The following is a 12,486-nucleotide window of genomic DNA, read 5'->3' as shown; positions in this document are numbered from 1 at the left end:
CGGGCCACATGTTCGGGTAAAGTATCTGACGGCCCCTCATGTGGCGTCATCCTGTTGAACTCCCCCAGGACCGGAAGGTAGCAAGGGTAGACGGGCTCTGGCGGGTGCATGGGGGGTCTTTACTATTCCCCCACAGGGCGGCATTATGTCAGCCCGGATTGGTAGGGTTTTCTCTGTGACAGTTACTACCGCCCTGTACCGCAGATACCGTCCCGACTCGTTCGCTGACGTTATCGGGCAGGAGCACGTCACCGAGCCGCTGATGACGGCTTTGCGGAAGAACCGGGTCAATCACGCCTACCTTTTCTCCGGCCCCAGGGGCTGCGGAAAGACCACGTCCGCCCGCATCCTGGCCCGTTGCCTCAACTGCGCCCAGGGTCCCACCGACACCCCCTGCGGAACCTGCCCCAGCTGCATTGAACTGGCGCGTGGCGGCTCGGGATCCCTCGACGTCATCGAGATTGATGCCGCCAGCCACGGCGGCGTTGATGACGCACGCGACCTCCGCGAGCGGGCCACCTTCGCCCCCGTGCGCGACCGCTACAAAATCTTCATCATCGACGAAGCCCACATGGTCACCTCCGCGGGTTTCAACGCCCTGCTGAAGATCGTGGAAGAGCCGCCGGAACACATCAAGTTCATTTTCGCCACCACGGAGCCGGACAAGGTCATCGGAACCATCCGCTCCCGGACCCACCACTACCCGTTCCGGCTGGTGCCGCCGGAACCGCTGATGGCCTACCTCGAGCTCCTGTGCCGCCAGGAAAACGTCCCCGTTGCCCCGGGCGTGCTGTCACTGGTCATCCGGGCCGGCGGCGGTTCCGTCCGGGACTCGCTTTCAGTCCTGGACCAGCTCATGGCGGGTGCCGGCCCCAACGGCCTCGACTATGAACTCGCCGTCGCGCTGCTGGGCTACACCCACGCCTCACTGCTGGACGACGTCGTGGAGGCCATCGCCGCCTCCGACTCCGCCACCGTCTTCCGCGCCGTGGACCGGGTCATCCAAACCGGCCACGATCCGCGCCGGTTCGTAGAGGACCTGCTGGAGCGCTTCCGCGACCTGATCATCGTCCAGGCCATGCCCGAGAGCGCCCACGCCATCCTGCGGGGGATGCCGGCCGACCAGATCGCGCGCCTGCAGAACCAGGCCCATAACCTGGGTGCTGCGGAACTTTCCCGCGCCGCGGATGTCACCAATACTGCGCTGACCGAAATGACCGGCGCCACGTCCCCGCGGCTGCATCTGGAACTGCTGTGCGCCCGGATCCTGCTGCCCAGCTCCGAGCAGAACGAGCGCGGCATGGCTGCACGGATCGACCGGGTGGAGCGGCGGCTGAACTACGCAGGGAACGACGTCGGAGCTCCCGCCACCTCAGCGCCTGCAGCCGTTTCAGCCCAGGCAGGGCCAGCAGCGCCAGCAGCGCCAGCAGCCCAGGCAACAGCGCCTACTGGAACTCCTGGTGCGGCTTCCGGCGAGTCGCCTGCCGGACTTGGCCCGGCCCGGGGGCAGGCCAGCCCTGCTATGGGATATGCGCCGGAGCAGGCCAGCCCCGTGTCGCAGCCGGCCCAGGAAACAGACACTCCATCCGCGCCCGCTGCATCGGCGGCACCCTCGTCGGGCAGCAAGGACTCTCCTGCCGCCGAGGCACCCCGTAGCCCGCTTACGCCGCCAAGGGTCAGCACCAGCGACTGGCCAGTCGAGGAACCGGCCCGGCCCCGTGCACAACAGGGCCCGGAGACGGCCGGTTTAAACCGGACGGCAGCACAGCCGAACGCGGCGCCGCAACCCGGCGCAGCCCCGGAGCCACAGGAACACCGGCATGCGCCCGGACAGGCTTCCGCTACGCCCGCCACCCCCCACGCGCCAACACAGGGCGAAACCCAGGCCCAGGAACGGCCGTACGCCCCGGACCGCCAATCTCCAAGCCCCCAGGCGCCTGCCCACCAAACACCAGCCGGCGCGCCAGCCCTTGGCAACCAGGCACCCGCGCCGCAGCACCGGGCACCCGGAAGGCCAGCACCCGCCGGTCCCCCGGCCATGGGTGATGTGGAGGTCCTCCGCAGGGCATGGCCGGACGTCCTGCAGGCACTGTCCAAGATCAAGCGCAGCACCTGGGCGCTGGTTGAGCCGAATGCTCAGGTAAGTGCGTTCGACGGCAGCGTCCTCACCCTGTCCTTCACTACGTCGGGACTTGCAGGCGCCTTCGGCCGGGCGGACCACTCTGACAACCTGCGCCAGGCCATCCACAGGACCGTTGGCCTTGACTGCCAGATCAACGCCGTTGCCGGTGGCGCCAGCCAGGCGAGCTCTGAGCCAAACCCAAAAGTGCCCGCCAGCCCGGTGGTTCCGGCCACTTCAGCTGACGTCGCGTGGGGGCTGGCTCCTGCGCCAGCCCAACCAGCGTCCCCGGCACAGGGACCCTCCTCACCGCTCCATCAGGCACCGCCCACTCCGACCACGCCCGGGACCGCCCCTGGAACTCCGGCCGGCCCGGCAGCCCAGTCTGGCGGAAGTCCTGATGGTCCCTCCGCTGCCGGTACCAACCCAAGTGGCGGAACTTCCGGGAGCGCTGCTGTTGCCGACCGCCAAGCCATGGCCGCACCGGTGGGTAGGCCTGCTGCGGCCACCACCGCTGAAACACGGCCCGCACAGGGTGCGAACGGCCGCGCCCAGCAGGACCCGGAGCCAGTACAGACGGCGGTCGGGAGCCCCGGAACCCCTCGCAGCGCCTCCGGCCAGTCCCCCTATCCGTCAACCGGCGGCGACTATTCCTACTCGGATGACGACTGGGGCCCGCCGCGGGACGAGGACGCTCCCCCGCTGGACGAGGAACCCCCCATGGACTGGGAGCCCTCCGCGGGTCCCGGCAACCGCGGAGCCTTGTCCTCCCGTGGACCTGGCGGCCGCCAGCCTGCCAGCGGCCAAGGGGAGGCCGGGACACGTTCCCACGGAAGTTCAGCCGTTGCTCCGCGGGCAGACAGTGCCGCCCAGCAACCTGCCCCATCCTCCGCCCAGCCGGCAGACGCGCCGCACGATCCATGGACACGTGCGGTAGAGCAGGCCCCTGGTGTCTGGGTTGTTGGAGACAAGAGCAATGTGGGTGCCCAACCCGTAGCCGCCTCCGGCAGCGACAACATCGGAGCACAGGCCAACGTTCCGCACTATGCGCCGGCAACGGCCCAGGTTCCACCGTCTATTCCTGTGGCTTCGGTGCCTGCTGCCGGTGCTCCGGGGCACGGCTGGGATCCGGCGTCGGTTTCCGGCAACGGCCATGCGGCCTCCGCTACGGAAAGCTACCAGGCGTCGTCACCGCAGCCCGCCCCGGTACCCGAATACGCCATGGCCTCCGCCGCCCCCGCCGCGGGTGTGCCCGCTGCCCCTGCCCGCGCCCAGGCGCCTGCAGCTGCGTCGGCCACGGTTGCACCCGCTGCCCCGGCCCGCGCGCAGCCGCCTGCAGATGCTCCGGTCGCTGGAAGAACCGAAACACGGCAAAGCCTGTACCAGCGGCTTTCAAGCAGTCCGGAAGCTGAGGCCGGCCGGGCCAAGGCGCCTGCCAGGGCGGCTGCCGCTCCCAGCACCTATGTCCAGGACATCCCAAGCGCCGATGATGAGACCATCGAGGAATCGGGCGTGTTCGGCCGGGCGGCCGTGGAGCGAATCCTGGGTGGCAAGCTGATCGAGGAGCGGTCCCTGGACGGCAGCCCGGTCACCCCACGCTATTGACAGTGGGTGGGGCTGCCCCGGCAGTCCCACCCATGACCGCTCCATCCGCATCCATACGAATTTGAAGAGGGAAACGTGTACGAAGGTGCTGTCCAGGAGCTGATCGATGAGCTCGGACGCCTTCCGGGGGTGGGCCCCAAGTCCGCACAGCGGCTGGCGTTCCACATCCTTGAAGCTGATCCCCAGGACATGAAGCGGCTGGTGGAGGCCATCACCACCGTCAAGGAACGGGTCAAGTTCTGCACCGTTTGCGGCAACGTCACCGAGCAGGAGCTGTGCAACATCTGCCGCGACCCGCGCCGTGATCCCGCTGTCATCTGCGTGGTGGAGGAGTCCAAGGACGTGCTCGCGGTGGAGCGCACCCGGTCGTTCCGCGGCCGGTACCACGTGCTGGGCGGTGCCATTAATCCCATCGCCGGTGTGGGACCGGACCAGCTGCGGATCCGCGAACTGCTCACCCGTTTGAACGACGGCGAAATCCAGGAAGTCATTATCGCCACGGACCCCAACCTGGAAGGTGAGGCAACGGCCACGTACCTGGCCCGCATGCTGAAGACGATCGGCATCGCCGTCACCCGCCTTGCCTCCGGCCTTCCCGTGGGCGGGGACCTGGAATACGCCGACGAGGTTACTTTGGGCCGCGCCTTCGAAGGCCGCCGGAACGCCCTGGGCTGAAGCACCTGGCCGCCTTCCGCCGTCGTACGTCATCCCACCTTGACCTGCCGGCACCGGGAGGTGCTGTGGCCGGTATGTGGTCACAATTAAACGTCCCTCCGGGCACGGCGATAAACTGTCCCAAGGAAAGCTGCGCCCGCCCGGCGCCGGGCCGCCTGGCCTCCCAGAACTTCCAATTGACCCAATGAAGGTACGCGCATGAGTACGCCCACCACCGAAGTGCACAACGCAACAGAGCCGCAGGCAGCACCCGCCGCCGGCGCGGTGACCAAGCAGCTCATTGTGCAGAAATTCGGCGGCTCGTCCGTTGCGGACGCGGCAGGGATCAAACGCGTGGCCGCGCGAGTGGTGGCTGCCCAGCAGGCCGGCAACGAGGTGGTGGTGGTTGTTTCGGCAATGGGCGACACCACCGACGAACTCCTCGACCTCGCCGCCGAGGTCACCGACTCCGCGCCCGCCCGCGAAATGGACATGCTCCTTTCGGCCGGTGAACGTATCTCCATGGCCCTGCTTGCCATGGCCATAAACAAGCTTGGCGCTTCCGCCCAGTCCTTCACCGGATCCCAGGCAGGCATGATCACCGATGGTATCCACGGCAAGGCGCGGATTATCGACGTCGACCCGCACCGCATCCGCACCGCCCTGGACAAGGGCAACATCGCCATCGTGGCCGGTTTCCAGGGCATGAGCCGCACCACCCACGAGATCACCACGCTGGGCCGCGGCGGTTCGGACACCACCGCAGTGGCCCTGGCCGCAGCCCTTGAAGCTGATGTATGCGAGATCTACACGGACGTGGACGGCATTTTCACGGCCGACCCCCGCGTTGTCCCCTCCGCACAGAAAATTGACACCATCTCCAGCGAAGAGATGCTGGAACTCGCGGCCTCGGGTGCCAAGATCCTCCACCTGCGCTGCGTCGAGTACGCCCGCCGGTTCGGTGTGCCACTGCACGTCCGTTCCTCATTCAGCCAGCATGAAGGCACCTGGGTCATCCCCAGCGCCGACGACAAGATCACCACTCAAGAGGGAGTTGCCTTGGAGCAGCCAATCATCTCCGGCGTTGCGCATGACCGTTCCGAAGCGAAGGTCACCGTGGTCGGCGTCCCCGACATCCCCGGCAAGGCCGCCGCGATCTTCCAGGTCATCGCCGATGCACACTCGAATATCGACATGATCGTGCAGAACGTCTCCACCCACGGCACGGGCAAGACCGACATCTCCTTCACCCTGCCCATCATCGAAGGTGCCGACGCCCTGGCCGCCCTTCACGCGGCGCAGGACCAGATCGGCTTCGAGGCCATCGAATACAACGAGAAGATAGGCAAGCTCTCCCTGATCGGTGCCGGCATGCGGTCCCACCCCGGAGTCTCCGCCACGTTCTTCAAGGCGCTCTCCGACGCCGGCATCAACATCAACATGATCTCCACGTCCGAAATCCGGATCTCCGTGGTGACGCACGCGGACCTGCTCGACGAAGCTGTGCGGGTCATCCACAAAGCGTTCGGGCTCGATACCGAAAGCGAAGCCACGGTTTACGGCGGCACCGGCCGCTAAAACCGCGCTGGCAAAAGGCCGGGCTCCCTTTCCCTGGATTTCCCAGAGGGAAGGGCAGCCCGGCTTTTTGGTGCCGTGGTGCTTTGCGCTTTCAGGAAGCGCGGCGGAAAGAATCAGCTTTCGCGTTCCAGGTCTTCGCGGCGCACGGCGTAGTGGTGTCCGGTTGAGTCGGTTTCAACGACGAAGTGCGTGAGTTCCTCTTCGGAGGCCTGTTCAAATTCATCGTGCTTGTGCACCACCGGCGCATCGGCATCCAGTCGGGTGGCGGGACCGAAGACGAAACGGAGCCTGTCAGTCAGGCTCATGAAGCCGCTGAGGACATGTGCCACTGTATCCACCCCCTTCCCGAGCCTCGGGCGAAAGTGCAGCCGGCTCCGGTGGGAGCCAGTGCCCCTATTTTAAGCCCGGGCAGCGAAAAAGGAGCCGGCGCGTGGAGGCGGACCCGTCACCGCAGGGAGCGGTCTTCGGGGTTCTTTGGGACGACGTAGGTGCTGCCGTCCGGCCTGGTGATGGTTTCCCATTGCCGGGTCTCCGCCTGGCGCTGGGCAAGCAGCGTGCGGTTCTCTTCGGTCATGTCGTGTCCCAGGGCGGTGCGGCTGGCGGGGCCGAAGATGGCCCTCAACTTTCCCGTGGCACGCATAAAGCGTTGGGAGGCGTTGCCCTTGTCCGCGGACTTGTCCCTGCCCATGAAGAAGTTCCTTCCACTCACCGTCCAACTACATCAAATGTACACTAATAATTAGTGCACTAACAGTTGGAGGGGCCATGACCGCCACAACGGCGACGGAAGCAAAAGCAACAGACGCGGCAGGAGCAGATGTGCAGGAGGCGGCAGGAGCAGATGTGCAGGAGGAAGACCTGCTGCTGGAACACCAACTCTGCTTTGCCCTCACAGTGGCTGCCCGCAGCGTGGTGGGAGCCTATAAACCCGTGCTGGAAAAGCTCAATCTCACCCATCCGCAGTACCTGGTGATGCTCTGCCTTTGGGAAGACAGCCCGCGGACGGTCCGGAACATCAGTGAGGCGCTCGCGCAGGAGCCGGCCACGATTTCCCCGCTCCTCCGCCGATTGGAGGCAGCGGACCTGATCACTCGCCAGCGGGCCGACGGGAACGAGCGCGCGCTCTCCGTCGAATTGACACCCAAGGGTGCCGCATTGAGGCAGCAGGCACTGAGGGTGCCGGGCACCATGATGGAGCGGCTGGGGCTGACCCGCGAACAGGTCGCCGAACTGCATGCCTCGATGATGGGGCTGATTGCCGCCACCTCCCAATGAGTGATTGCGGCCAAACGAAAACCTGCCGCCGTACGCCAAGCGACTAGAATTACTGGACGAACGAGAGGTGGGCTGATGCGCAATTTTCGGACACTCGCGGTCTTCCTGGCCGTGACCGCCGGGCTGGTCTCCGGTTGCAGTGGTACCCCCGACAACGGCACAACCGGGTCCACAGCCCCTTCCACCAACCCGGGCAGCTCCTCGAGTTCTCCCGCCGGCTCTGCCACCCCCTCCCCTGACACGGAAACCTCGGTACCGGCCCCCGCTCCCGCTTCATCGCGTCCAAGCGCCGGCCCGGGACTGGGGAACGCCGAACTGGCCATCACGGTGGTGCCGTCCCAGGGCGCACCTGAGGTCGACTACACGCTGGTCTGCACCTCGGGAACACCGGCCGCGGAAAGCAGCCATCCCAATGCCGCTGCGGCCTGCGCGGCAATCAAGGCAAACCCGGACATCCTGGCTCCGTCGAAGCCGACAAGCTCCCAGGCCTGCACCCAGCAGTACGGCGGCCCCCAAAAGGCGACCATCACGGGGGTAGTGGATGGTGTCGCCGTCGATTCATCCTTCGCCCGGACCAATGGATGTGAAATCAGCGCGTGGGATGCCGCCAAGGACGTTTTGGGTGCGGCCGGTGGAGCGTCTTAAGCTCCTGGCGGCTGACGGTGCGCGGGACAGGGAGGAAGCCCATGTGCAGCGTGTCAGCCGCTATGCCGATCCCTACCTGGCCCGCCGGTCGGCCGGGCAAAAACACCCTGTTGAGGATTTTCTCTTCACCTACTACACGCAAAAACCCGGCCAGCTGAAGCGCTGGCACCCAGGTGCCGGGACAGTCCTCACCGGCGGCCAGGCCGCCGCGCGGGTTGGCTGGAAGCACTACCGGAGGCTCGACGACGACGAGCTCGCCTCCCTGGGGCTGGCGGCGGGCAGCACCGCGGTCACCTTCGACCGGAGCGCCTTCCTCGACGACCGCAAGGAAGCGGTGGCCTTTGCCGGCATTATCCTTCGCGGCACTGCGGCCAGGCCCGCCCAGTTTGGCTGCTTCGGCCTGCACGAGTGGGCCATGGTCTACCGGCAGGACAAGTTCGACCTCCGCCATGAGTACCTGCAGCTCCGGCTGGGAGCCGCCGGCACGGACAAGGTGGTGGAGGACAACAGGATCCGCTGCACCCACTTCGATGCGTTCCGCTTCTACACTCCGGACGCCATCCCGCTCAATGAACATTCCCCCAGCCGGGAAACGCAGCGGCACCTGGAGCAGCCCGGTTGCCTCCACGCCAATATGGACCTGTACAAGTGGGCCTACAAACTGCTGCCTGCACTGTCCAGCGAACTGGTCATGGACTGCTTTGAACTGTCATGGCGGATCAGGGCCATGGACATGCAGGCATCCCCCTACGATCTGGCCGACTGGGGCTACCCTGCCATCGCCATCGAGACGCCCCAGGGCAAAGCCGCCTACGTCGAGTACCAGCGCGCATTTGCAGCGGAAGCGGGAGTCCTGCGGAACAGGGTCGCGGCGGAGCTTGGGGCCATGGCAGAAGAGGTATCACGGTGATTGACCTGACTATCAGCCTCCGGGAAGATCCGGAAGCTCCCGAACACGTGTTCCGCCTGCTGGCCGGGGACGGCCACCCCCATGCCGGGACCACCTTGCCGGACCCGGGGGCGGCCCTGGCAGCCGTAGAGCGTTTCGGCGAGGATATCTTCTTCCCCAAGCCCGGGCCACCCAGGCTGTGCACCCAGCAGTACGGCGGGCCGCAGGTAGCCGTGGTCACCGGGACGTTCCATGGGCGCACCGTGCATTCGACCTTCACCCGCACAGACGGGTGCGAAATCGCGCGCTGGAAAGCGATGGCCCCCTTGCTGGGCGGCACGGCCACCTAGCTACTCCCAGGCAAGGGAAGACTCCGCAGGAACGGAAAAGGTCCCGGGCGGCCTGGCGACCACCCGGGACCTCCCCCCCATCTCTACCCTGTCAGGTGGCGGGTACCGCCTGGGCCAGGCCAAGCTGGGGAGCGCCGGCCGGGGCAGGTGTGGTGCCTGCTCCCACCTGGACGTTCACCCAGGTCTTGATGCCGTTGCTGCCGAGGCTCAGGCGCGAGAGGTAGGAGCCTTCAGCGAGCCCGGTCCAGTTCAGCGTCGCCGAGGTGGCGGTTCCGTTCGGTGCCACAATGGGGTTCGGGTTCACCGTAAGGTTGCCTGCGTCACCGGCGAAGGTCACCGCCTGCACTGAGGCAGTGGCAGGCCCGTTGTCCGGCGTGGCGTACAGATTGGCCACCACATAGTAGGTTCCGGCGCGCGGAGACTCGATGTCCAGGAACTCACTCGCAGATGCCGTGGCCACCTGGGTGGCCGTCAGCCCGCCCGAACCGTTCGGTGCGTAGACCACCATGTCCCAGTCGACGTCGTTCGACTGCGCCTGGATGCCCAGACGGGCAAACGAGACGCCTGCCGGGACTTTCACCTGGAGCAGGGCGTTGTGCGCGTCATTTGTAGGCGCGTACTCGCCCGGCGTCTTGGTGATTGCGGTCTGGCTCAGGGGTGCAAGGCCCTCGACGCCCACGGCGATGGGGCTGTCCGAGCCGGAGACCAGTTCCATGGTGCCGCTGCCGGTGCCGGTGGCGGAGCTGAAGGAGAACGACGGAGCGATCTGTGCGTCGACCGGGCGGATGGCGATCGGTGAGGTCACCGTCCGCGGGCCCTTCCAGGTGAGGCTTCCGGTGCTGAACTTGCCCACCGGTGCACTGGCGTTGCGGATGGTCACGGTCACTTCGCGGGTCTGGCCCGCCTTGGCGAAGTTCAGCGCCTTGGGTTCCACATTGACGTTGAAGCCCGGCATGTTCACCTCCGGGCGGTACATGCCCGGGACCAGTGCGGTCAGCTTGCGCTTCACCTGGACCTCTCCCACCAGGCTGCCCAGCGCAATGGAGGGCAGGTTGAGGTCGCGGGCAGCAATGGAGCCTGCCTGCGGGGCCCCGGTGTCCACGCCCTGGCCGTTGAGGAAGCCGAGCCAGTCCTGGATGCCGGAGTCATAGACCAGGCCTGGATCGAGGACCCGGGTTGAATCGATGTGTCCGGCACCGCCCTGGAAGGGGTCGGTGTTGGGCGAGCCATCGGCGTTGACCAGCGGGTAGGCGGTGGTCATCATGGCGGACTTCACCATGGCGGGGGTCCACTTGGGCTGCTTGCCCAGTACCAGGGCGCCGAAGCCGGAGATGTGCGGTGCGGCCATGGACGTGCCGGACATGAACCCGAACTGGTCGCCGTGGTTGCCAATGGTGGAGACGCCGGCCAGGACGTTGACGCCCGGGGCGGAGATGTCCGGCTTCAGCAGGTCACCGCCGGAGGCGAGGGTGGGTCCGCGCGATGAGAACCCTGCAATCTGGGGTGCCGGAGCCGGGGGAAGGCCGGTCAGGTCGCCCTTGACCAGGCTGACGGTCAGCGCCGGGTTGGCTTCCAGCTTGGACTTCAGTTCCAGGCTCTTGGGCGCATTGACGTGGACCGTGGGAATGACGTGGTTGTCGGCGTCCTCCGAGCTGCTGGTGAGGTTCACCAGGATCATACCCACGCCGCCCTTGTCCTGGACCTCCTTGCTCTTGGCGGTCCGGTCCACCACTCCGCGGTCGCAGACCACAACCTTGCCGGCCACCTTGGTGGCGTCAAGGGTTCCCGGACCGCACAGGTTGGGATTTGCGGCGCCGGGAGCAGCGGCTGCAGCGGCAACCACAACAGGCTTGTCCGCCACTTCGGACTTCATGATGGAGGCGCCGCGGTACAGCGATCCGTCGGAGACCTTGACCGTGCCCTGCAGGTCGCTGGGGAAGGTGGAGGCGGCCACCGTGGTCAGCCACGGTGATGCGTGGTTCACGGTGGAGGCCGTGGGGCCGGAGTTCCCTGCAGAGGCCGAGACGAAGATTCCTGCGGCTGCGGCGTTCAGGAAGGCCAGCGCGACCGGATCGGTGGTGCTGTTGTTGTTGCCCGAAATGGAGTAGTTCAGGACGTCGACGCCGTCCTTGATGGCTGCGTCCACAGCCTCAACGGAAGCCGAGGAGTAGCACCCGCCGGTGTCCGGGTTGGTGTCCTCCCAGCAGACTTTGTAAACGGAAACTTTGGCGGCCGGGGCCACGCCCGAGCTCTTGCCGAAGCTGGCCCCGTCGATCACCTGCTCAACATTGGCGTTGCCGGCTGCCGTGGTGGCGGTGTGGGTGCCGTGGCTGCCGACGTCCACCGGGGAGATCTGCTCCTCCGGTGCCCGGTTTCCCGGCGCAACGTACTGGAGGAAGGAATCGGCGAAGTAGCGGGCGCCGATGACCTTCGAATTGCAGAGCGAGCCGTCAAAGCCTGCCCCGGTCCCCTCACCCTTTTGGCATTCGCCCTCGAACGTGGTGCCGTCCGACTTCAGCATGGCGATCTTGCCGTCAGCGGTGCGGTAGGGGACGCCCACCTGCGGGCTGCCCTGCAGCGGCTGCAGCGCTTCGCCCTGGAGGAAGGGGTTGTCCGGTGCGTAGCCTGAGTCGATGACGCCCACCACCACGCCCTTGCCGGCGTTGGCTTCTCCGCCGAACTGCTTGGCCCAGGAACCGTCGGGACCGGTGAGCTTGAGGAAGTCGGTGGTTGTGTAATCCGGCTTGTTTTCGACGTCGGGTGCCACCACCAGGACCCGGCTGTCCTTGGACAGCGCCGAGGCCTGCGCGGCGGTCAGTTCCGCGGTGAACCCGTTCAAGGCCGCGGTGTATTGCTTGGCCGGAGTGACCCCCTGGGCGGCCGCAACGTCGCGCTGCTGCTTGCGAAGGTGGGCGTCGTACGCCTTGTAGTTGGGGCTGCCGGCGTCGAGCTTCCTGCCCTGCTGGGGCTTGGTTGCACCAAGCCCGGCAGTTCCCCCTTCATATGCCGCGGCAGCGGGTCCGGCCAGCACCACGATGTACCGGCCATCCTTGAATTGACTGTCCTTTGCGCTGGAGGAAGCGTTCCCCCCGCCCTGGCCGTCAGGGGCCGCCGATGCGGGACCCACTGCCAGCGAGCTGAGGATAAGGGGCAACCCAACGGCCAGCGCGGCCGCCTTCCGGAGTCCCCCAGCCCGCGAGGGGCTCTTTCCAGTTGATTTCACGTGCAACCCTTTCACGATGTGCCGCCCAGACTTGGTGGGCGCCCCCGAACGACTGGCACTGCAGAAGGAAATTACAGGTCTTGTAATTCGCTGAGACCAGACTGTTCACAGAGTACAGACTGAGAGCAGGATATGACATAGAGCACAT

General features: G+C 66.4%; 10 protein-coding genes and 1 other RNA gene. 8 read left to right on the top strand and 3 right to left on the bottom strand.

Translation table 11 applies throughout. From position 1 onward, the window contains the following. Positions 1-27: 27 nt before the first annotated feature. From ffs to ACIGJD_RS02725, 4 genes are all read left to right on the top strand, one after another. An RNA gene (gene ffs, locus ACIGJD_RS02740) (signal recognition particle sRNA small type) lies at positions 28-124 on the top strand. 21 nt (positions 125-145) lie between these two features. After that, positions 146-3,724, top strand: coding sequence for a DNA polymerase III subunit gamma and tau (locus ACIGJD_RS02735; RefSeq protein WP_483688190.1), 3,579 nt, complete (start codon positions 146-148; stop codon positions 3,722-3,724). Positions 3,725-3,799: 75 nt separating this feature from the next. After that, positions 3,800-4,399 carry a recombination mediator RecR gene (gene recR / locus ACIGJD_RS02730; protein WP_236800949.1) on the top strand — a complete coding sequence of 200 codons (600 nt, stop codon included), beginning with the start codon at positions 3,800-3,802 and terminating at the stop codon, positions 4,397-4,399. A 198-nt stretch (positions 4,400-4,597) separates the two neighbouring features. Continuing rightward, the gene (locus ACIGJD_RS02725; RefSeq protein ID WP_483688189.1) at positions 4,598-5,956 is read left to right on the top strand and encodes an aspartate kinase; all 1,359 of its coding nucleotides are present in this window, start codon (positions 4,598-4,600) and stop codon (positions 5,954-5,956) included. A gap of 113 nt (positions 5,957-6,069) precedes the next feature. Here the strand turns inward: ACIGJD_RS02725 and ACIGJD_RS02720 are convergent, their stop codons facing one another. Together ACIGJD_RS02720 and ACIGJD_RS02715 are read right to left on the bottom strand one after the other, a co-directional pair. Next, positions 6,070-6,285 carry a hypothetical protein gene (locus tag ACIGJD_RS02720; protein WP_483688188.1) on the bottom strand — a complete coding sequence of 72 codons (216 nt, stop codon included), beginning with the start codon at positions 6,283-6,285 and terminating at the stop codon, positions 6,070-6,072. Positions 6,286-6,401: 116 nt separating this feature from the next. Continuing rightward, on the bottom strand, positions 6,402-6,644 hold the full coding sequence (locus ACIGJD_RS02715; protein ID WP_483688187.1) for a hypothetical protein: 243 nt from the start codon (positions 6,642-6,644) through the stop codon (positions 6,402-6,404). 77 nt (positions 6,645-6,721) lie between these two features. Between ACIGJD_RS02715 and ACIGJD_RS02710 the strand changes: the two genes are divergently transcribed. The 4 genes from ACIGJD_RS02710 (at position 6,722) to ACIGJD_RS02695 (ending at position 9,115) form a co-directional block, all read left to right on the top strand. Further along, entirely contained in the window at positions 6,722-7,231 is a 510-nt protein-coding gene (locus tag ACIGJD_RS02710) for a MarR family winged helix-turn-helix transcriptional regulator (protein WP_483688186.1), read from the top strand. Positions 7,232-7,306: 75 nt separating this feature from the next. Beyond that, complete coding sequence (locus tag ACIGJD_RS02705; RefSeq protein WP_483688185.1) at positions 7,307-7,876, top strand: SSI family serine proteinase inhibitor; 570 nt, start codon at positions 7,307-7,309, stop codon at positions 7,874-7,876. After that, on the top strand, positions 7,854-8,786 hold the full coding sequence (locus tag ACIGJD_RS02700; RefSeq protein WP_483688184.1) for a 3-methyladenine DNA glycosylase: 933 nt from the start codon (positions 7,854-7,856) through the stop codon (positions 8,784-8,786). Before ACIGJD_RS02705 ends, ACIGJD_RS02700 begins: the two co-directional genes overlap by 23 nt. Beyond that, on the top strand, positions 8,783-9,115 hold the full coding sequence (locus ACIGJD_RS02695; RefSeq protein WP_483688183.1) for a serine protease inhibitor: 333 nt from the start codon (positions 8,783-8,785) through the stop codon (positions 9,113-9,115). Before ACIGJD_RS02700 ends, ACIGJD_RS02695 begins: the two co-directional genes overlap by 4 nt. Positions 9,116-9,206: 91 nt before the next feature. On the opposite strand, the gene ACIGJD_RS02690 is transcribed toward ACIGJD_RS02695, so the two are convergent. After that, on the bottom strand, positions 9,207-12,338 hold the full coding sequence (locus tag ACIGJD_RS02690) for a S8 family serine peptidase (RefSeq protein WP_483688182.1): 3,132 nt from the start codon (positions 12,336-12,338) through the stop codon (positions 9,207-9,209). Positions 12,339-12,486 lie beyond the last annotated feature (148 nt).

The organism is Arthrobacter sp. E1SS-5, from assembly GCF_057073715.1.
The sequence above is the reverse complement of the archived record's forward strand: the minus strand, read 5'-3'. Positions and strand labels throughout refer to the sequence as shown.

What these genes read in the sequence shown, in the direction of transcription:
- ACIGJD_RS02735 (WP_483688190.1), top strand. Translation starts at nt 146, where the DNA reads ATGTCAGCCCGGATTGGTAGGGTTTTCTCTGTGACAGTTACTACCGCC.
- ACIGJD_RS02725 (WP_483688189.1), top strand. Translation starts at nt 4,598, where the DNA reads ATGAGTACGCCCACCACCGAAGTGCACAACGCAACAGAGCCGCAGGCA.
- ACIGJD_RS02715 (WP_483688187.1), bottom strand. Translation starts at nt 6,644, where the DNA reads ATGGGCAGGGACAAGTCCGCGGACAAGGGCAACGCCTCCCAACGCTTT.
- ACIGJD_RS02710 (WP_483688186.1), top strand. Translation starts at nt 6,722, where the DNA reads ATGACCGCCACAACGGCGACGGAAGCAAAAGCAACAGACGCGGCAGGA.
- ACIGJD_RS02705 (WP_483688185.1), top strand. Translation starts at nt 7,307, where the DNA reads ATGCGCAATTTTCGGACACTCGCGGTCTTCCTGGCCGTGACCGCCGGG.